This is a genomic window from Streptomyces sp. (assembly GCF_036566765.1).
Classification (GTDB): Bacteria; Actinomycetota; Actinomycetes; order Streptomycetales; family Streptomycetaceae; genus Streptomyces.
The window spans coordinates 1-17,565 of sequence record NZ_DATCVQ010000747.1; the positions used below are offsets into that span (position 1 = coordinate 1).

Consider the following 17,565-nt stretch of genomic DNA (forward strand, 5'->3'; position numbering starts at 1 on the left):
AACGCCCTGCACGCCGCGGTCGCCTCCGCCGTCCACCGCGCCGTCCTCGCCGCCGGCGCGATCTCCCGGCCGCCGCAGGCCGGCCGCCACCTGTACGCGGACCTCGGCCCGCTGCGGGCCGGGCTCGCCGCCCGGGGCGTCAACGACTCCATGGAGCTGGAGGACTTCCTCGGCGACCGGCTCGGCTTCCCGGTCCCCGGCGGTCACCGGTTCGGCGACGAACTCGGCGCGCTGCGCGTCAGGTTCGACACCGGACCGCTGCTCGGCTCGACCCGCGAGGAGCGGCTGGAGTCCCTCCACGCGCCAGCCCCCCTCGGACTGCCCCATGTGGCACGGGCGTTGAGCGCCTTCGGGGCCGTACTCGAAGAACTCCGGTGACACAGGAACCTCTTGCACGTCGAAGCGTCGAAGCGTCGAAACGGAGCCCGCAGATGACGGAACAGACGGCACGGACGGACCGCACCTCGCGCACCGCCCAGGCGTCCGCCGCCCCCGGCCGGCCCCACGCCCCGGCCGCCCCCGCCGCCCTCCAGCCCGTCGGCCGCACCCGCACGGACTGGCCCCGCTCCTTCGCCGACCGCCTCACCGCACCGCTCCCGGGCGTCCGCGCCATGGCCCGGCTCGCCCGCGAGGGCGCGGTCCGCCCCGGCCCGGACGGCCTGCGCGACATCCCGCTGCTGCCGTTCGCCCCGGGCCCGCTGCCCGCCGCCGGACCCGACACCCTCGCCGTCACCTGGGCGGGCCACGCCAGCTGGGTGCTTCGGATCGGCGGCCTGACCGTGCTCACCGACCCCGTCTGGTCCCGCCGGATCTTCGGCACCCCGGCCAGGATCACCCCGGTCGGCGTGCGCTGGGAGGACCTGCCGCCGGTCGACGCGGTCGTCATCAGTCACAACCACTTCGACCACCTCGACGCCCCCACCCTCAAGCGGCTGCCGCGGCGCACCCCGGTCTTCGTCCCGGCCGGCCTCGCCCGCTGGTTCCGCCGCCGCCGGTTCACCCGGGTCACCGAGCTCGACTGGTGGGAGGCCGCCGAACTCGACGGCGTGCGCTTCGAGTTCGTCCCCGCCCACCACTGGTCCAAGCGCACCCTGCTCGACACCTGCCGCTCCCTGTGGGGCGGCTGGGTGCTCACGGACCGGCTCGGCCGCGGCGTCCACTTCGCCGGGGACACCGGCTACGGCCACTGGTTCGCCGAGATCGGCCGCCGCCATCCCGGCCTCGACCTCACGCTGCTGCCCATCGGCGCGTACGCCCCGCGCTGGTGGCTCCGCGACGTGCACACCGACCCCGAGGAGGCGGTCCGCGCCTTCCAGGACCTCGGGGCCCGGCGCATGGCGCCCATGCACTGGGCGACCTTCGTGCTCTCCGCCGAACCCGTCCTCGAACCCCTCACCCGGCTCCGCGCCGCCTGGACCGAGGCCGGCCTGGAACCCGACCGGCTCTGGGACCTGCCGGTCGGTGGCTCACGCGTGCTCGCCGCCCGAGCTCCCGAGCCCTGAGCCCCCGAGCCCTGAGCCCCTGAGCCCCCTCAGCTCCCTGAGCGCCGCACCCGCCGCCACACCGACGGGGCCGCGCTGATCAGCAGCGCCAGCGCCACCGCCGCCACCACGCCCTCCCACGGCTCGTCGAACAGCGAGCCGCCGAGGATCCCGATCAGCTGGTACGTCGCCGCCCAGGCCAGACACGCCGGCAGGTCGCCCCGGACGAAACGGCGCAGCGGCATCTCGGCCAGCAGGCACGCCAGCATCACCGGGATCCGCCCCGCCGGCACCAGCCGGGACAGCACGAGCATCGACACCTGATGGGTCTCGAGCCGGGCCTGCGCCTGCGCAAGCCGGTCCGGCGCCGCCCGGCCGCGCAGCGCCGCCAGCCAGCGCGAGCCGTTGCGCGACCTGACCCCGCGCTGCCCGAGCCAGTACAGCGTCACGTCGCCGAGCAGCGCGGCGGCCGCCGCCACCAGGAAGACGAACAGCAGCGCCAGCGGCGCGGTCTGGTGGAACGCAACCGCCGCCGCCGAGCTCACGATCGCCCCCGTCGGCACCACCGGCACCAGCGCCCCCAGGGCCACCAGCAGGAACAGCGACGGATAGCCGAGCGCCTGCTGCGTGGACTCCGGCGGCAGGTCGCCCACCGCCCGAGCGATCCGCTCGATCACCGGGCGACCTCCGGCCGCACCCGCTCGCCGTGCCCCAGCAGGTGCACCGCCACCTTCGGCGCGAGCCGCGCCGCGTGCCGGACGAACTCGTCGCCCGGCGCGTGGAACTCGTGCGGACGCACCGCGTCCATCCCGATCGGCCAGTACGTGCCGTAGTGCACCGGCACCGCGGCCGCCGGCGACAGCGCCGCGAGCGCCTGCGCCGCGCGCCCCGCGTCCAGGTGCCCGTGCCCCAGGTACGGGCCCCAGCCGCCCACCGGCAGCAGCGCCACGTCCACCGGGCCCACCGCGTCCGCCATCCCGTCGAACAGCCCGGTGTCCCCGGCGAAGTACGTCCGCGCCTCGCCCTCCACCACGTACCCGAGCGCGGGGGAGCGGTGCGGCCCCACCGGCAGCCGGCGGCCGTCGTGCAGCGCCGGCACGGCCCGTACGGTCACGCCCTCCACCCGCACCTCGTCGCCGGGGCCCACCTCGGTGAGCCGCAGGCCGTCGAGCCTGCGCAGCGCGGGCACGGACCGGGCCGCGCCGCGCGGCACGATCAGCTCGGTGCCCGGGGCGAGCCGGGCGAGCGAGGGCACGTGTAGATGGTCGGCGTGCAGATGGGAGATCAGCACTGCCTCGGCGACCGTGGCCTCCGACGGCGGGAGCGCCCCGCGCCGCCGCCGCAGATGGGCCAGCCGGCGCACGAACAGCGGGTCGGTGAGAAATTGGACCCCGGAGTCCTCGACCGTGCAGGTGGCATGACCCCACCAGGTGATCTCCACGGTCGCCCGCCCTTCTCCCGGAACCGAATCCGGCCGATCCGGGTCCTCCGGTACGAGCCTAAATGTCCGGAGCCGACGGCGGGGGAGAAGCGATCACCGGGGGGCGTCCGCGCACGGCGCGGCGGGTAGCCATCGAGGAGCAAGGGGATGGGAGCCGCTGTGAGGACCACGAGGACCACGAGGACCGCGAGCCCCATCGGGACCGAGCGGAACTCGGCGCAGTGCCCGCGCTGCGGGGGCGTGCTCGCCGTCACCCAGGACGGCTGGAAGATCTGCCACACCTGCGGATACTCCTCACCGCCCTGAGCGCGCCCCCCTTGCCGCGCCCCGATCGGAGTAGGGTCGGCGCATGGACGACGTTCGGGTGGCGGCGATCGCCAGCCTCACCCCGCTCGAGGAACTCGACAGCGACCCCTTCCTGGTGGATACGCGCAGTCAGCACGCCATGTGCGCCCGATGGGCGGGCGACAAGGGCTACGTGGTGACGAGACAGCTGCTCTTCTACGGCCTGAGCCCCGACCACTGCGCGCTCTGGGCCGATGTGGAGGCCGGGGACGTCGACCTGTTCGTCGCGCCCAACGAGCGGGTCCTGGCCCGGGCGTTGACCTCGGTCGCCGGCTTCTTCGCCGAGTGCGAGCGGCGCGGCGTGCGGCTCGAGACGGCCGGGCTCGACGAGCCGTCGTACGACGCGGCGGGCAAGGCCGACGTGCACCGCAGGCTCTCGATGCCCACGGCCGGGTACGACGGCTGCTGACGCCGCGGGGACCGGACCCGCAACGGAGCCGTGCCGGACCCGTGCCGGACCCGTGCCGGACCCGTACTGCGCCCGACCCCTCCCCCTCCTGCCCCATTCGCACGTGCGTTTTGGTCCGACTTCACCCGACCGGGCGTTGTGCCACGCTTGAGGCAGGAAACAGGCGAAAGGCGAACCTGGCGTGGGTGTGGGGAAGGTGCGCGGGCGGTTCTCCGGCCGCTGGCGGAGCATGGGCAGCGCCCTGCTGCGGGTGCTCGTGGTGTGGGCGGTCTCCGCGCTGACCATGCTCGTCCTCGCGGGCCTGCTGCCCGACTTCCAGCTCCAGTCCGAGGACGGCGACAGCCTCACCCGCACCGCCCTGACCGCCGTGCTCGGCGCGGGCGTGTTCGGTCTGCTCAGTGCCCTGGTCTGGCCGGTGGTCGTGCGCGCGCTGCTGCTCGTACCGGCGCTGCTGCTCGGCCTGTTGGTGTTCTTCCTCAACGGCTCGCTGCTGCTGATCGCGCTCTGGCTGATCCCCGACGGGCGCGGCGCCGCCGAGCCGGAGACCGCCGTGGTGGTCGCCGCGGCGATGTCCGCCGTCGCCTCGGCCACCTCCACCGCGCTCGCGGTGCGCGACGACGACGCCTACCGGCGCCGCCTCTACCGGCTCACCGACCGCAGGCGCCGACGTGCCGCCACCGGCGGCCCCGAGCCCGTACCGGGCGCCCTCTTCCTGCAACTCGACGGCGTCGGCCACCGCGTGCTGCGCGACGCCGTCCGCGACGGGCTGATGCCGACGGTCGCCGACTGGCTCGACACCACCCACCGGCTCACCGCCTGGCGCACCGACTGGTCCAGCCAGACCGGCGCCAGCCAGCTCGGCATCCTGCACGGCTCCAACGAGGATGTGCCCGCCTTCCGCTGGTACGAGAAGGACACCGGGCGGCTGATGGTCAGCAACCGCCCGGCGAGCGCGGCCGAGCTGCAGCGGCGGGCCATCGAGCGCACCGGCGACGGCGGGCTGCTCACCCTCGACGGCGCGTCCCGGGGCAACCTGTTCAGCGGCGGCGCCGACCAGCTCGCGCTCGTCCTGTCGATGGCCGCCCGGCGCGGCCGGGCCAACCGGTCCCGGGCCGGCTACTTCGCGTACTTCTCCGACCCCGCCAACGCGGTCCGCACCGCGGGCTCGTTCGTCGCCGAGGTCTTCCGCGAGCTGACCCAGTCGATCCGGGCGCGGCTGCGCAAAGAGAGCCCGCGGGTGTCGCGCGGCGGTCTCTACCCGTTCGTCCGGGCCTTCGCCACCGTCGTGGAGCGGGACGTGGTGGTCGCCGCGGTGATGGGCGACCTGCTGGTCGGCCGCACCGCCGTGTACGCCGACCTCGTCGCGTACGACGAGGTGGCCCACCACTCCGGCCCGCACGGCCGGGACGCCGGGCTCGTGCTCCAGCGGCTCGACCGGGCGATCGCGCAGATCGCCAAGGTGGCCGAGCACGCGCCGCGCCCGTACCGGATCGTGCTGCTCTCCGACCACGGGCAGAGCCCGGGCCCCACCTTCGAGGGGGCGTACGGGCTGACTCTGAAGGATCTGGTGCGGGCCGGCTGCGGGCTGCCGGTGCCGCGCCGGGTGGGGCGCACGCCCAGCGGCTCGGAGGCCCGGGACGCGGCCCGGGACGCGCTGCGCAGCGCGCTGCACCGGCCGGTGGACGAGCACGAGGAGGAGGCGGAGGCGGCGCGGCAGGTGCGCGGCCGGCCCTCCGAGCCGATCGTGCTCGCCTCCGGCAACCTCGCCCTGGTCTCCTTCCCGGACGTGCCGGGGCGGATGACGCGGGAGCAGATCGAGCTCCGCCATCCGGCGCTGCTGCGGACCCTCGCCAACCACCCCGGCATCGGCTTCCTGCTGGTCGCGAGCGAGGAGCACGGCTCGGTGGTGCTGGCCGGGGACGGCGTGGAGACACCGGTCGCCGAGCTGAAGGACGACGGGCCGCTCGCGGCCTTCGGGCCCGGCGCGGCGGACGCGGTGCGGCGCACCGACGCCTTCCCGCACGTCGCGGACATCATGGTCAACTCGATGTGCGAACCGGCCGCCGGCACGGTCCACGCCTTCGAGGAGCAGATCGGCTCGCACGGCGGACTGGGCGGCGAGCAGTCCCGCCCGTTCCTGCTCTCCCCGCTCGGCCTGTCGGCGCCGCCCGCCGCGCCGGTGGGCGCCGAGCAGATCCACGAGGTGCTGCGCGGCTGGCTTCGGGAGAGCTCGGGCCCGCAGGCGCCGGTGGAGGATTCGCTGCCCAAGAGTGAAGCGGAAGAACTTCTTCCGGTCGACGGTCAGGTCGGACGGGACAAAAACAGCTGATTTGGACGCGCGTTCGCCGTTGCCCGAGCATGTTCGGGTTTGCACGACGGAAGGCGCACCACCCCCATGAGCACGGCCACAACTCAACAGGCCCCGACCCGCGAGGTCCAGGACAAGCACGCCCGGCGGTTCGGACTGCCGGTCGCCACCGCCCTGGTCATGGGCAACATCATCGGCGGCGGGATCTTCCTGCTGCCCGCCTCCGTCGCCCCGTACGGCACCATCAGCCTGGTCGCCTTCGGCGTCCTCACCCTCGGCGCCATCGCCCTCGCGCTGGTCTTCGGCCGGCTCGCCGAGCGCGACCCGCGCACCGGCGGCCCCTACGTCTACGCCCGCGAGGCCTTCGGCGACTTCGCCGGCTTCCTCGCCGCCTGGTCGTACTGGGCCACCGCCTGGGTCTCCAACGCCGCCCTCGCCGTCGCCGCGGTCGGCTACCTCGACGTCCTCGTGCCCGTCCACGAGTCGAAGGCCGCCACGATCGCCGCGGCCCTCACGCTCCAATGGCTGCCCGCGCTCGCGAACTTCGCCGGCACCCGGTACGTCGGCGCGGTGCAGATCGTCGCGACCGTCCTGAAGTTCGTCCCGCTGCTGCTGGTCGCCGTCGGCGGACTGTTCTTCTTCGACAGCGCCAACCTCGGGCCGTTCGAGGCGAGCGGGGACGGTCCGCTCGGCGCTGTCTCCGCGTCCGCCGCGATCCTGCTCTTCAGCTACCTCGGCGTCGAGTCCGCCGCGGTCAGCGCCGGCGAGGTCCGCGACCCGCGGCGCAACGTCGGCCGGGCCACGATCCTCGGCACCCTCGCCGCCGCCGCGCTCTACCTCCTCGGCACCGTCTCCGTCTTCGGCCTCGTCGCCCACGACCGGCTCGTCGACTCCGCCGCGCCCTTCTCCGACGCCGTGAACGCCATGTTCGGCGGGGCCTGGGGCGGCGCCGCCGTCGCCTGCATGGCGCTCGTCTCCATGCTCGGCGCGCTCAACGGCTGGACCCTGCTCAGCGCCCAGACCCCGTACGCCGCCGCCCGCGACGGCCTGTTCCCGCAGGTGTTCCGGCGCAAGCGGCGCGGCGTCCCGACGGTCGGCGTCGCGGTCACCGTCACCCTGGCCTCGCTCCTTACGATCTACAACTACACCGCGGGCTCGCAGCGCGTGTTCGAGATCCTCGTGCTCGTCACCACCTTCACCGCGACCGTCCCGTACCTGCTGTCGACGGCCGCCCAGATCCATTTCCTGGCGTCCGGCCGCGCCGACCGAGTGCACCGCGGCCGCCTGGTCCGCGACGCGGGTCTGGCGGTGCTCGCCTTCGGCTTCTCGATGTGGCTGGTGGCCGGCTCCGGCTACGCGGCGGTCTACCAGGGCGTGCTGTTCCTCTTCGCGGGAGTCCTCGTGTACGCCGTGATGTCGGCGCGGCGCAAGGCGGCCGCGCCCACGCCGTGACTACGCCGGGCTACGCCGTCCGCGCCGTCTCCGCCTTCGCCGTGCTCCGGCCGTCCAGCCACACCGCCGTCGCCACCGCCAGGGCGAGCAGGACCAGCGCGACCAGCCCCGGGATCTGCGTCACCGCCGCGCCGGCAGCCAGGCAGAGCACGCCGCCGGTGAGCAGCGCGCGCGAGGGGCGGCCGCTCGTGCGGTGCGCGATGGCCGCCGCGCCCAGCAGGTAGACGCCGACGCCGCCGGTCAGCGACCAGGCCACCACGCCGTGCAGCGGCTCGGCGAGGTCGTAGTGGCCGGTGTCGGCGACCTGCTGGAGGACCTTCTTCATGCCGAGCGCGGTCAGCACGACCCCGGCGACCAGCGGCAGATGCAGGAACGTGTACACGTCCCGCGCGAAGCGGGTGCGATCGTCGCCGTCCAGCGAAGCCAGCCGGTGCTCGGCCGCCTCGCCGAGCTGCCGGAAGTACAGCCGCCACAGGCCCGCCGAGAGCAGCAGCCCGGCCGCGGAGGCGGCGAGCACGGCCACGGTCAGGGGGAAGCCGGACACTCCGACGCCCATCGCGACGATCGACTCGCCGAGCGCGATGATGACGATCAGGCCGTGCCGTTCGGAGAAGTGACCGGTCGAGGCCACCCGCCAGCCGGACGCGCCGGTGACGTAGATCCCCGCGTAGTCGATCAGCACCGCGAGCAGCCACAGCAGGATCTGGGCGGTGCCGGTGGTCAGCGTCGCGCCCAGCAGCAGCGGCACGAGCGGCGGCAGCACCGACGCCAGCGCGGTACGGCGCAGCGTCGCCCGCAGCGCAGGGTCGCCCGGGCTGGAGAGCCAGTACGAGATCAGGTGCAGCAGCCGCACGGCGGCGTAGCCGAGCACGAACAGCAGCGGCGCGGGGATCCCGCCGGGGGCGTCCGAGTACACCTGGGGCACCGCGAGGGAGACGATGAACACCACGGCCATCACCGCGACGAGCACCGCGAACAGTGCGCCGGAGTCCGCCCGTACGACGTTGCCGAGCCAGGCGAAAGAGCACCAGCACCACCACAGCAGCGCCAGCACCACCATGGCCCCGACGACTCGGGTCGTCGAGGGCTCGGCCGCCATCAGCGCGGTGACCTGGGTGATCGCGTACACGAACACGAGGTCGAAGAACAGCTCCGCGGGGGTGACCTTGTGCTCGTCCCCCGTCGGCACCATGCGCGACCTCTGCTTGCCCCACCTCACGTGCTGCTCCCCCTCTGGACGGTCAGGGCGGCAGCATATCCACGAGCCGCATTACCTCAGGGGTAATCGAACACTTCCGGCGGACCCGGCATCGTGAAGTGCACCGGGACCCGGGCGGCGCACTCCGACCGGGCTCCGGCCCCCATCACCGCGCACGCCCTCCAAGGAGGCTGATCCGTCATGTCCCAGGCCCTGCTCGCCGGCATCTCCCGCACCACCCGGCCGCAGTCCATGCTGCGCCGATTCCTCGCCCTCGACGCCGTCGTCACCGGGGGCAACGGACTCGCCTACCTCTTCGCCTCCGACGCCCTCGGGGAGCTGCTCGGCGTCGACGCGGCGCTGCTGTTCGAACTCGGCCTCTTCCTCACGGTGTACGCCGCCGGCGTCGGATTCCTCGCCTCCCGGCCGCAGCCGCCCGTCCTCGGCGTGAAGGCCGTCGTCGACTGCAACCTGCTGTGGGTGCTGGCGAGCCTCGTCTCGCTCGTCGCCTGGCTGGAGCCGACCACGGCAGGCCTGCTGTGGATCCCGATGCAGGCCGGCACGGTCGCCGCCTTCGCCGCGCTCCAGTGGGCCGCGCTGCGCGGCGCTACGACTGCCTAGCGGCGACGCTTCGGAGGTACGCGACCGTCGCCGGGTCGGCCGGCAGCAGCGTCTCGATCGCCAGCTCGGAGACGGTCACGTCCATCGGGGTGTTGAACGTCGAGATCGACGACACGAACGACAGCACGTGGCCGTCGTGCTCGATCCGCAGCGGCAGCGCGAAGTACGGATACGGCTCCGGGTCCTCCCGGTCCTCCGGGTCGCCGCCCTCCGGCAGGGGGTACGCGGCGACCTCCTCGTACAGCGCGCGCAGCGCCTCCGAGCGGGCCAGGCCGATCTGACGCTCCATCTGCGCCAGCAGATGGCCCCGCCACTCGCGCAGGTTCCGGATCCGCGGGGCCAGACCGTCCGGGTGCAGGGTGATCCGCATCGCGTTCAACGGCGGCGTCAGCAGATGCTCCGGCAGGCCCGCGAGCAGCAGCCCGATCGACTGGTTCGCCGCGACCACCGTGTACGCGCCGTCCACGACGATCGCCGGGTACGGGTCGTACCCGCGGAGCAGGTTCTCGATGCCCTCCCGCAGCGTCGCCAGCTGCGGGTCGTCGAGCGTCGACTCCGCGTACTTCGGCGCGTACCCCGCCGCGAGGAGCAGCGCGTTGCGGTCCCGTACCGGCACGTCCAGGTGCTCGGCCAGGCGCAGGATCATCTCCTCGCTCGGCCGGGACCGGCCCGTCTCGATGAACGAGATGTGCCGGGACGAGGAGTCCGCCCGCAGGGCCAGCTCCAACTGGCTCAGCCGCCGCCGTTCGCGCCATTCGCGCAGCAGTGGCCCTACTCCCGTGCCGGTCGCGACAGTTGTCATGGTCCGACGGTAGCCCACCCGCTGCGCCGATCGGGCGACGCGCATGTGTTGACCTGGGCCCCGGGGCCCGAGACCGTATCGTCACCGCTGTCGGCCACGAACCGGAGGGATCCGCGCATGCCCACTGAGCCGCTGTCGCAGAAGGAGATCGAGGACCGGCTGCGGGAACTCCCCGGCTGGTCCCTCGCGGGCGATCGGATCGAGCGCCGCTACCGGCTCGGCGACCACTTCGCCGCCACGGCGATGGTCGTCCACGTCGCGCAGATCCAGCAGGAGCTGAACCACCACTCGGACCTGACGCTCGGTTACAACACCGTCGCCGTCTCGGTGAACTCGCACGACGCGGGCGGCGCGGTCACGGAGAAGGACTTCGCGCTCGCCACCCGGGTCGAGGAGATCGCCCCGGGGCACGGCGCGAGCTGACCGCCGGGCCCCGCGAGGCGTCTGCGTACCATCGGCCCGGTGACGAAGAAACTGCTCGACTACAACGCCGAGGCCGCGCACTACGACGAGACGCGCGGCGGCGTGCCGAGGGCCGTCGCCGCGGCCGAGGCCGTGCTCCGGCTCGTGCCGCCCGGGGCCCGCACCCTCCTCGACGTCGCCTGCGGCACCGGCCTCGTCACCGAGCGGATCACCCGCCCCGGCCTGCGGGTGTACGGGGCAGACGCCGCGCCCGGCATGCTGGGCAAGGCCGCCGAGCGGCTGCCCGGCCGGGTCGTCCGCGCCGACGCGCGCCGACTGCCCCTGCCGGACGCCTCCGTGGACGCGGTCAGCGCGGTGTGGCTGCTGCACCTGGTGCCGTTCGCGGCGCAGATCGTCGCCGAGGCGGCGCGGGTGCTGCGGCCCGGCGGAGTGTTCGTGGCCACCGTGGACAAGGACGTCGCCCACGACGTCGGCAGCGACATGGACGCCGTGCTCCGCCCGTACCGCTCCTTCGACGCAGCCTCCGACCGCTCCGACCGCATCGCCGCCTGCGCCGCCGCCCACGGCCTCACCCCCGCCGGCGAGACCGCCTTCACCGGCCACGGCCAGGGCAACAGCCCCCAGAAGGCCGCCGACAAGCTCCGCTCCGGCTACTTCGCCTCCTGGTTCCACGCCGACCCCGCCACCGCCGAGGCGCTCGCCGCCGCCCTCACCGCCCTCCCGGACCGGGACCGCCCCCGCGACGACCCCGAGTACCGGCTCGCGGCGTACGTCAGGCGCGGCTGACGGGGCGGTCGCCCGTCGTGCCGGGGGCGAGCGCGTCGGCGACGTAGGCGTCCAGGTCGGGGGTGTCGGGGGTCAGCATGTGGCGGGCCCAGGCGTCGCGTTCGTGGAGGATCGGCGGGAGTTCCCACACGCAGCCGATCCAAGGGGAGTCCGTGCGCACGAAGTGCGCGGGGTCCGTGTCCGGGCAGTTCAGGACGGGCTGGCCGGCCGCCGCGCCGCCGAAGTGGAGGACGTTGTCCCAGACCCAGCTGTACGCGTTCAGGTACGCGCCGGTGTCGTCGCCCCGGTGCAGCACGACGAAGGTCGCCGGCGGCGTGCCGTCCGGCTCCGGGAGAATGTCGGGCAGGATCGCGTACGCCGCCTTCTCCACCTCGGGCGCGATGCCGGCCGGGTCGGAGGTCACGTGGTAGCGCTTGACGCGCCGGCCCGCCACCTCGATCGGCGGCGGGACGAACAGGAGTTTCTCGCTGAAAGCCATGGCTGGACCGTAGGAGGACTCCACTGACATCTTGTGTCAGTGAAGTCCAGCCGGCTCATCTCGATCCTCCTGCTGCTCCAGACCCGGGGCCGGCTGACCGCGTCCCAGCTCGCCGAGCAGCTGGAGGTGTCCGTCCGGACCGTCTACCGGGACGTCGAGGCGCTGCACGCCGCCGGGGTCCCGCTGTACGGAGAAGCCGGTCACGCCGGCGGCTACCAGCTCCTGGCCGGCCACCGCTCCCGGCTCACCGGCCTGTTCACCGGCGAGGCCGAGGCCCTCTTCCTCGCCGGCATCCCCGGCGCCGCCGCCGAACTCGGCCTGGGCCGACACTTCGTGGACGCCCAGCTGAAGCTCCGCGCCGCCCTGCCCGATCCGCTGCGCGACCACGTCGACCGGCTCCGCGCCCGCTTTCACATCGACGCCCCCGGCTGGTACGACGACGCCGCCCCGGCCCCGCACCTCCAGGCCGTCGCCGAGGCCGTCCGGGAGAGCCGCGTACTCGACCTGCGCTACCGCCGCTGGAGGGAGCCCACCGACGTCGACCGGCGCGTCGAGCCGTACGGACTCGTCCTCAAGGCCGGCCGCTGGTACCTCGTCGCCGGCCCCGGCCCGCGCACCTTCCGCGTCGACCAGATCCTCGAACTCAACGTCACCGACGAGGAGTTCGAGCTCCCCGAGGGATTCGACCTGCCCGCGTACTGGCGCGCCCACCAGGAGTCCTTCCATGCCCGGCTGCACCAGGGCGAGGCCGTCGTCCGTCTCTCGCCGCGCGCCGCCGCCCGGCTGACCGGCCCGGCCGCCCGCGCGCTCGCCGACAACGGCGTCCCGGAGCCGGACGGTTGGACCCGCGCCACACTGCCGATCGAGTCCCTTGCCCGGGCCCACGACGCCTTCCTCGCGCTCGGCGCGGAGGCAGAGGTCCTCGAACCGGCGGATCTCCGCACCCGCATCGCCGACACCGTGGCCTCGCTCGCCCGCCGGTACGGCGCGTCCTAGGGCTTGTCCGGCGGATCAGGGTCGGACAAGCCCTAGCCCTGCCGCGCCCACGCCCGGCGGGCGAACTCCGTGAAGTCGCGCGGCTCGCGGCCGAGGACGCGCTTCACTCCGTCCGTCACCGCGGCGTTGTGCCCGTCAAGGAGCATCGAGAACAGCCCCGACAGCCACTGCGCCTCCGGCTCCGGCAGGCCGAAGTCCTTGAGCAGGCCCGCGTACTCCGCCTCGCTCATCGGCACGTACTCGACCTGACGCCCGCTCGCGGTCGAGATCTCCGCCGCCACCTCGGCGAACGTCAGCAGCCGCGGACCCGTCACCTCGTGCACCACACCCGCGTGCCCGTCCGCCGTCAGCGTCTCCACGATCACGTCCGCCAGGTCGTCGGCGTCGATGAACGGCTCCGCCGTGTCACCGGCCGGGAAGGCGATGACCCCCTCCGCGACGCCCGCCGCGATCGCGCCCTCGTCGAAGTTCTGGTGGAAGAACGAGGCCCGCACGACGGCGAGTTCGGCGCCCGAGGCGCGCAGCGCCTCCTCCGCCCGGACCGCGTCCGGCTCGCCGCGACCCGACAGCAGCGTCAGCCGTCGCACCCCGTTCGCCACCGCCAGCTCGCCGAAGGCCTCCATCGCCTCCACGGCGCCCGGCGCGGCCAGGTCCGGGTAGTAGTTGACGTACGCCGCGTCCGCGCCGCGCAGCGCCGGCGCCCAGGTCTCCAGGTCCTCCCAGTCGAACAGGGTCGTGCCGGTCCGGGAGCCCGCTCGGACCGTCAGTCCGCGGGCGGCCAGCCCCGTCGCGACCCGGCGGCCCGTCTTGCCGGTCGCGGCGGTGACCAGCACCGTCCGCGCGTCGACCGTGCTGTTCGTGTCGATCGTGTCGTTCTTCGGCGTCTCGTTCTTGTTCGTCGTCATGGCTCTAGACTCCCGTCCCCGGCCCCCATCTCCCATGCCGTACGAGCTCACTTCCATACGCGTGCGTCTACGCTTTGACCCATGGACGCACTCGCCGGACTTCTCGACGGACCGCGGGCCAGAGGGGCCTTCCTGTTGCGCATGGTCATGGAACCGCCGTGGTCCGTACGGATCGAGGACCGCGCCCCGCTCTGCCTCATGAGCGTCACCGAGGGCGAGGCGTGGATCATCCCCGACGTCGGAGACCCCGTCCGGCTGCGCCCCGGCGACATGGCCGTCGCCCGCGGCCCCGAGGCGTACACGGTCGCCGACGCCCCCGACGCCCCGCCGCGCGCGATGATCGGCCCCGGCGGCGTCTGTACCACCTTCACAGGAGAGCCGCTCTCCGAGACGATGCATCTCGGCGTGCGGACCTGGGGCAACGCCGCCGACGGCTCGACCAGCGTGCTCGTCGGGACGTACCAGATGGACGGCGAGGTCGGCCGCCGGCTCCTGGACGCGCTGCCCGACCTCGTCCATCTGCCCGCCGAGGTGTGGAGCTGCCCGCTCATGCCGTTCCTCGACGAGGAGATCTCCCGCGACGAACCCGGCCAGAGCGTGGTTCTCGACCGCGTCCTCGACCTCCTGCTCATCGCCGTCCTGCGGGCCTGGTTCGCCCGCCCCGGCGCCCAGGCCCCCGCCTGGTACCGGGCGATGGGCGACCCGGTCGTCGGCCAGGCGCTCCGGCTGCTGCAGAACGACCCGGCCCATCCCTGGACGGTGGCGTCGCTCGCCACGAAGGCGGGCGTGTCCCGGGCCGGACTCGCCCGCCGGTTCACCGAGCTGGTGGGGGAGCCCCCGATGGCGTACCTGACCGGCTGGCGGCTCGCGCTCGCCGCGGACCTGCTGCGCGAGACGGACGCGACGATCGAGTCGGTGGCCCGGCAGGTCGGTTACAGCAGCGCCTTCGCGCTCAGCGCGTCGTTCAAGCGGGTGCGTGGGCTGAGCCCGCAGGAGTACCGCCGAGGGGTGTGAGTCGCACGGGGGGGAGTGGGGGATCCTTGCCGGGCTCCTTGCCGGAACGGCAAGTTTTCTCGCGTTCGGGGGGCCGGTCCGCGCACGCTGTCCCCATGAGCCACGACCACGGGCACCACGAGCACGGGCAGCACCCGCACGGGTCGCACGCCCACCACCACGATCACACCGACATCGACTGGACCGCCATGGCCCCGCTCCTGGAGCGGCAGGCCGAGATCCAGAGCCCGCTGTACGCCGAGGCGGCCGCCTGGCTGGGCACCCTCGTGCCCGCCTCCGGCGTCCGCCGCGTCCTGGACGTCGGCAGCGGCCCCGGCGTCATCACCTGCCTCCTCGCCGACGCCTTCCCCGCCGCCGAGACGGTCGCCGTCGACGGAACCCCGGAACTCCTCGCGCTCGCCCGCGCCCGTGCCGAGGCCCGCGGCCTCTCCGCGCGCGTCTCCACCCTGCAGGCCGAACTCCCGGGCGACTTCGCGACGTTGGGCGAGGCCGACGTGATCTGGGCGGCCGAGTCGCTGCACCACCTCGGCGACCAGCGGGCCGCCCTCGACGCCTTCGCCGGGCTGCTGCGCCCCGGCGGACTGCTCGTCCTCGTCGAGGGCGGGCTGCCCGCCCGGCGGCTGCCGCGCGACATCGGCTTCGGCCGCCCGGGCCTGGAGGCCCGGCTCGACGCCCTGCACGCCGAGTGGTTCGGCGAGATGCGGGCGGCGCTGCCCGACGCCAAGGAGGAGGTCGACGACTGGCGGGGCCTGCTCGCCGGCGCCGGTCTCGTCCCGGCGGGCACCCGCTCGTTCCTGAGCGACATCCCCGCGCCCGTGTCGCCGGTCGTGCGCGAGCAGGCCGTCATCCAGTACGAGCGGATCCGCGCGTCGGTCGACGAGCGTCTCGCGGCCGACGACCGCGAGACACTCGACCGGCTGCTCGACCCGGCGGACCCGGGCTCGCTGCACCAGCGCGCGGACCTCTTCCAGCTGGTCGCCCGCACGGTGCACACCGCGCGCAAGGGCTAGGGGGTGTCTGACAATTCTCCGCGGCGTCGGGAATTTGTCAGACACTCCCTAGGTCTCGGGCACGGCCTCGGCGGCGGTGCTCAGGACACCGGCTCCAGTCGCCACCACTGCGACGGGGAGTCGGTGTCCTCCCACTGCCGGACGTTCCCGCCGTCCTCCAGCGAGCCGTCCTCGACCTCGAGCAGCAGTCCGCTGATGAAGCTCACCAGCGCGACCGTGCCCGGCGACTGGAGGTCCTGCTCGATGATCCACTCCTGGGCGCCGAAGTTGTTCGCCCGCCACTGCTGGATGTTCGCCCCGTTCTCCGTGGAGGCGTTCGCGACGTCGAGCCGCTTGCCGCTGGCCTCGTTCACCAGGTGGTAGAGCCCGCTGCCGTTCGGGACCGGGGCGACGTGCCACCGCTGGCCCGCCGCCCCGGTCTCCGTTCCCTGCTGCACGTTCGCGCCGCCCCGCGCAGACCCCGCGTACACCTCCAGGACCAGTCCGCTGGCCACGTTCCGTACGAGGTACGTCCCCTCCTCGACGCGCACCGATCAGCCCCCGTACTCGGCCGGGTTCGGGCCCAGTCGGCGGTTCTCGTCGAGCGCGGCGATCCCGGCGAGGTCCTCCGCGTCCAGCTCGAAGTCGAAGACGTCGATGTTCTCCCGGATGCGGGACGGCGTCACCGACTTCGGGATGACGACGTTGCCGGTCTGGAGGTGCCAGCGCAGTACGACCTGGGCGGGGGTGCGTCCGTGCTTCTGGGCGATCGCGACGATCGCGGGGACCTCGAGCAGGCCGCGGCCCTGGCCGAGCGGCGACCACGCCTCGGTCGCGATGCCGTGGGCGGCGTGCGCCTCGCGCGAAGCGCGCTGCTGGAGTTGCGGGTGCAGCTCGATCTGGTTCAGAGCCGGGACGACGGAGGTCTCGCCGAGCAGCCGCTCCAGGTGGTCGGGCAGGAAGTTCGAGACACCGATCGCGCGGGCGCGGCCGTCGGCCATGATCTTCTCGAGGGCGCGGTACGTGTCGACGTACGCGTCCTTCGCCGGGACCGGCCAGTGGATCAGGTACAGGTCGACGTGGTCGAGGCCGAGCCGGCCCAGCGAGGCGTCGAACGCGCGCAGGGTGGAGTCGTAGCCGTGGTCGCGGTTCATCAGCTTGGTGGTGACGAACAGCTCGTCGCGCGCGATGCCGGACTCGGCGAGGGCGCGGCCGGTGCCGCTCTCGTTGCCGTAGCTCGCGGCGGTGTCGATCGAGCGGTACCCGGCCTCCAGGGCGGCGCCGACGGCCCGCGTCGCCTCGTCGTCCGACACCTGCCAGACGCCGAGGCCCAGCCGGGGCATCTCCACGCCGTTGTTGAGGGTGAGGGAGGGGACCTTGCTGCCGTTGCTGGCGTTGCTCACGTGCGGTCGATCCTTACGGTCGTCGGGTGCTACTCCCAGGGTCAACGAGGAGGGGGCGGATCGCATTCCGCGGGCTGCTCGGCCGCGTCGGGCCGTTCGGCCGGGCCGGGCTTGTCGGCCGCGTCGGGCCGCTCGGCCGGGCCCGAGGCCTTCGTACCCAAGTAGGCGTCGCGGACCGCGGGGTCGACGCGGACCTCCGCCGGGGCCCCCTCGGCGAGCACCTCGCCCAGGTCGAGGACGACGACCCGGGAGCACAGGTCCATGACGAAGCCGACGTCGTGCTCGACGAGCAGCACCGCGCAGCCCTCGTCCCCGGCGAGCCGCCGCACGACGGCGGCCAGCTGCTGCCGCTCCTCCTTGGTCATCCCGGACGCGGGCTCGTCCAGGAGCAGCACGCGCGGGGGAGCGGCCAGTGCCCGTGCCAGCTCGGCCATGCGGGCGAGGCCCACCGGGAGCGTGCCGGGGTACGCCCCCGCCAGCTCGGCCAGGCCGCAGGCGCGCAGCACCTCGGCAG

At 73.9% G+C, this 17,565-nt stretch carries 20 protein-coding genes and 1 pseudogene; 12 read left to right on the plus strand and 9 right to left on the minus strand.

The genetic code is table 11. The features are described 5' to 3' along the window. Positions 1-378: pseudogene (locus tag VIU94_RS43180) on the plus strand (pyridoxal phosphate-dependent aminotransferase); the annotation flags it as partial. A 53-nt stretch (positions 379-431) separates the two neighbouring features. Beyond that, positions 432-1,502, plus strand: coding sequence for an MBL fold metallo-hydrolase (locus VIU94_RS43185; protein WP_331920941.1), 1,071 nt, complete (start codon positions 432-434; stop codon positions 1,500-1,502). A gap of 29 nt (positions 1,503-1,531) precedes the next feature. On the opposite strand, the gene VIU94_RS43190 is transcribed toward VIU94_RS43185, so the two are convergent. Further along, the gene (locus tag VIU94_RS43190) at positions 1,532-2,158 is read right to left on the minus strand and encodes a DedA family protein (protein WP_331920943.1); all 627 of its coding nucleotides are present in this window, start codon (positions 2,156-2,158) and stop codon (positions 1,532-1,534) included. Then, positions 2,155-2,922, minus strand: a complete 768-nt coding sequence (locus VIU94_RS43195; RefSeq protein ID WP_331920945.1) for an MBL fold metallo-hydrolase — start codon at positions 2,920-2,922, stop codon at positions 2,155-2,157. Before VIU94_RS43195 ends, VIU94_RS43190 begins: the two co-directional genes overlap by 4 nt. Positions 2,923-3,081: 159 nt before the next feature. On the opposite strand from VIU94_RS43195, the gene VIU94_RS43200 reads away from it, so the two are divergent. From VIU94_RS43200 to VIU94_RS43215, 4 genes are all read left to right on the plus strand, one after another. Next, complete coding sequence (locus VIU94_RS43200; RefSeq protein WP_331920947.1) at positions 3,082-3,228, plus strand: hypothetical protein; 147 nt, start codon at positions 3,082-3,084, stop codon at positions 3,226-3,228. Between the two features lie 43 nt (positions 3,229-3,271). Then, positions 3,272-3,676, plus strand: a complete 405-nt coding sequence (locus tag VIU94_RS43205; RefSeq protein ID WP_331920949.1) for a recombinase family protein — start codon at positions 3,272-3,274, stop codon at positions 3,674-3,676. A gap of 229 nt (positions 3,677-3,905) precedes the next feature. Beyond that, positions 3,906-6,005 (plus strand): phage holin family protein, encoded by a 2,100-nt coding sequence (locus tag VIU94_RS43210; RefSeq protein ID WP_331920973.1) that lies wholly within the window; start codon positions 3,906-3,908, stop codon positions 6,003-6,005. 66 nt (positions 6,006-6,071) lie between these two features. Next, the gene (locus VIU94_RS43215; RefSeq protein ID WP_331920951.1) at positions 6,072-7,436 is read left to right on the plus strand and encodes an amino acid permease; all 1,365 of its coding nucleotides are present in this window, start codon (positions 6,072-6,074) and stop codon (positions 7,434-7,436) included. A gap of 10 nt (positions 7,437-7,446) precedes the next feature. Here the strand turns inward: VIU94_RS43215 and VIU94_RS43220 are convergent, their stop codons facing one another. Further along, a complete protein-coding gene (locus tag VIU94_RS43220; protein ID WP_331920953.1) occupies positions 7,447-8,628 on the minus strand; it encodes a low temperature requirement protein A in 1,182 nt (393 codons plus the stop codon). 207 nt (positions 8,629-8,835) lie between these two features. On the opposite strand from VIU94_RS43220, the gene VIU94_RS43225 reads away from it, so the two are divergent. Beyond that, entirely contained in the window at positions 8,836-9,255 is a 420-nt protein-coding gene (locus VIU94_RS43225) for a hypothetical protein (protein WP_331920955.1), read from the plus strand. On the opposite strand, the gene VIU94_RS43230 is transcribed toward VIU94_RS43225, so the two are convergent. Continuing rightward, positions 9,242-10,057 (minus strand): MmyB family transcriptional regulator, encoded by an 816-nt coding sequence (locus VIU94_RS43230; RefSeq protein ID WP_331920957.1) that lies wholly within the window; start codon positions 10,055-10,057, stop codon positions 9,242-9,244. The genes VIU94_RS43225 and VIU94_RS43230 overlap by 14 nt on opposite strands. Before the next feature lie 117 nt (positions 10,058-10,174). Between VIU94_RS43230 and VIU94_RS43235 the strand changes: the two genes are divergently transcribed. Together VIU94_RS43235 and VIU94_RS43240 are read left to right on the plus strand one after the other, a co-directional pair. Then, entirely contained in the window at positions 10,175-10,480 is a 306-nt protein-coding gene (locus VIU94_RS43235; RefSeq protein ID WP_331920959.1) for a 4a-hydroxytetrahydrobiopterin dehydratase, read from the plus strand. A 51-nt stretch (positions 10,481-10,531) separates the two neighbouring features. Next, positions 10,532-11,266 carry a class I SAM-dependent methyltransferase gene (locus VIU94_RS43240; RefSeq protein WP_331920975.1) on the plus strand — a complete coding sequence of 245 codons (735 nt, stop codon included), beginning with the start codon at positions 10,532-10,534 and terminating at the stop codon, positions 11,264-11,266. Here VIU94_RS43240 and VIU94_RS43245 read toward each other — a convergent pair. After that, a complete protein-coding gene (locus tag VIU94_RS43245) occupies positions 11,253-11,744 on the minus strand; it encodes a hypothetical protein (protein ID WP_331920961.1) in 492 nt (163 codons plus the stop codon). The genes VIU94_RS43240 and VIU94_RS43245 overlap by 14 nt on opposite strands. 39 nt (positions 11,745-11,783) lie before the next feature. Here VIU94_RS43245 and VIU94_RS43250 point away from each other — a divergent pair, with 39 nt between their 5' ends. Beyond that, positions 11,784-12,740, plus strand: a complete 957-nt coding sequence (locus VIU94_RS43250; RefSeq protein WP_331920963.1) for a helix-turn-helix transcriptional regulator — start codon at positions 11,784-11,786, stop codon at positions 12,738-12,740. Between the two features lie 32 nt (positions 12,741-12,772). On the opposite strand, the gene VIU94_RS43255 is transcribed toward VIU94_RS43250, so the two are convergent. Then, positions 12,773-13,645: a Rossmann-fold NAD(P)-binding domain-containing protein gene (locus VIU94_RS43255; protein WP_331920965.1), complete on the minus strand. Its 873-nt coding sequence runs from the start codon at positions 13,643-13,645 to the stop codon at positions 12,773-12,775. An 81-nt stretch (positions 13,646-13,726) separates the two neighbouring features. On the opposite strand from VIU94_RS43255, the gene VIU94_RS43260 reads away from it, so the two are divergent. Continuing rightward, complete coding sequence (locus tag VIU94_RS43260; RefSeq protein WP_331920967.1) at positions 13,727-14,659, plus strand: AraC family transcriptional regulator; 933 nt, start codon at positions 13,727-13,729, stop codon at positions 14,657-14,659. A gap of 95 nt (positions 14,660-14,754) precedes the next feature. After that, the gene (locus VIU94_RS43265; protein WP_331920969.1) at positions 14,755-15,669 is read left to right on the plus strand and encodes a class I SAM-dependent methyltransferase; all 915 of its coding nucleotides are present in this window, start codon (positions 14,755-14,757) and stop codon (positions 15,667-15,669) included. A gap of 80 nt (positions 15,670-15,749) precedes the next feature. On the opposite strand, the gene VIU94_RS43270 is transcribed toward VIU94_RS43265, so the two are convergent. The 3 genes from VIU94_RS43270 to VIU94_RS43280 form a co-directional block, all read right to left on the minus strand. After that, a complete protein-coding gene (locus tag VIU94_RS43270; protein WP_331920971.1) occupies positions 15,750-16,199 on the minus strand; it encodes an RICIN domain-containing protein in 450 nt (149 codons plus the stop codon). A 3-nt stretch (positions 16,200-16,202) separates the two neighbouring features. Then, positions 16,203-16,991: an aldo/keto reductase gene (locus VIU94_RS43275; RefSeq protein WP_331920977.1), complete on the minus strand. Its 789-nt coding sequence runs from the start codon at positions 16,989-16,991 to the stop codon at positions 16,203-16,205. Between the two features lie 101 nt (positions 16,992-17,092). After that, positions 17,093-17,565, minus strand: a 473-nt coding sequence (locus VIU94_RS43280) for an ABC transporter ATP-binding protein C-terminal domain-containing protein (RefSeq protein WP_524540674.1), incomplete at its 5' end; no start/stop codon positions are given.

What these genes read in the sequence shown, in the direction of transcription:
- VIU94_RS43185 (WP_331920941.1), top strand. Translation starts at nt 432, where the DNA reads ATGACGGAACAGACGGCACGGACGGACCGCACCTCGCGCACCGCCCAG.
- VIU94_RS43275 (WP_331920977.1), bottom strand. Translation starts at nt 16,991, where the DNA reads ATGCCCCGGCTGGGCCTCGGCGTCTGGCAGGTGTCGGACGACGAGGCG.
- VIU94_RS43215 (WP_331920951.1), top strand. Translation starts at nt 6,072, where the DNA reads ATGAGCACGGCCACAACTCAACAGGCCCCGACCCGCGAGGTCCAGGAC.
- VIU94_RS43260 (WP_331920967.1), top strand. Translation starts at nt 13,727, where the DNA reads ATGGACGCACTCGCCGGACTTCTCGACGGACCGCGGGCCAGAGGGGCC.
- VIU94_RS43265 (WP_331920969.1), top strand. Translation starts at nt 14,755, where the DNA reads ATGAGCCACGACCACGGGCACCACGAGCACGGGCAGCACCCGCACGGG.
- VIU94_RS43210 (WP_331920973.1), top strand. Translation starts at nt 3,906, where the DNA reads ATGGGCAGCGCCCTGCTGCGGGTGCTCGTGGTGTGGGCGGTCTCCGCG.
- VIU94_RS43235 (WP_331920959.1), top strand. Translation starts at nt 10,175, where the DNA reads ATGCCCACTGAGCCGCTGTCGCAGAAGGAGATCGAGGACCGGCTGCGG.
- VIU94_RS43230 (WP_331920957.1), bottom strand. Translation starts at nt 10,057, where the DNA reads ATGACAACTGTCGCGACCGGCACGGGAGTAGGGCCACTGCTGCGCGAA.
- VIU94_RS43245 (WP_331920961.1), bottom strand. Translation starts at nt 11,744, where the DNA reads ATGGCTTTCAGCGAGAAACTCCTGTTCGTCCCGCCGCCGATCGAGGTG.
- VIU94_RS43255 (WP_331920965.1), bottom strand. Translation starts at nt 13,645, where the DNA reads ATGACGACGAACAAGAACGAGACGCCGAAGAACGACACGATCGACACG.
- VIU94_RS43225 (WP_331920955.1), top strand. Translation starts at nt 8,836, where the DNA reads ATGTCCCAGGCCCTGCTCGCCGGCATCTCCCGCACCACCCGGCCGCAG.
- VIU94_RS43205 (WP_331920949.1), top strand. Translation starts at nt 3,272, where the DNA reads ATGGACGACGTTCGGGTGGCGGCGATCGCCAGCCTCACCCCGCTCGAG.
- VIU94_RS43220 (WP_331920953.1), bottom strand. Translation starts at nt 8,628, where the DNA reads ATGGTGCCGACGGGGGACGAGCACAAGGTCACCCCCGCGGAGCTGTTC.